Raw genomic sequence first — 573 nt, forward strand, 5'->3', positions numbered from 1 at the left:
CACCTGTGGGACCGGTAAGCTTCGACTTTGCGTGGGGGCTGGATGAAAAGCCAAACAACGAATTCCGCATCCACTTCTCTTTGGGGCCTGAGCTATGATCAAAAAGATGTTTAAGTGGACCAAGTGGTTATCACTAAGTTTGATTGGTCTGCTGTTGTTAATCACTATTTTTGTCGCAACGGTACTGTTTACCCATCCAGGATTGAAGTTGGCGATTTGGGGCGCAGAGAAAGCCTTACCTCAACTCAAAGTCGAGAGCATTCAAGGTTCGCTATTCCCTCGTTTTGCACTGCAAAATGTCAGCTTTGTTGATGAGTCTTTACATATTGATGCGAAAGTCGAGCGCCTTGCGTTGGCGATTAACTTCCGCTGTTTCTTTGACCCAAAAGTGTGTGTTGATGAACTGGCGCTGCAAGGTGTTAACTTCCAAATGCCAGAATTGCCACCTGCCAGTGAAGAGCCTGAAGAAGAAACACCACCGCTGCGTTCTATCAGCACGCCAGTGCCAATTTTTGTCAATAAAGTCAGCTTTAATGACATCAACGTCAATGTGTTAGGCAATCAGATTGATTG

General features: G+C 45.7%; 1 pseudogene. It reads left to right on the top strand.

Annotated elements, in window-relative coordinates:
- Positions 1–94: 94 nt before the first annotated feature.
- A pseudogene (locus R8N47_RS27125) lies at positions 95–573 on the top strand (translocation/assembly module TamB); the annotation flags it as partial.

The organism is Vibrio sp. 2132-1 (genome assembly GCF_033344315.1).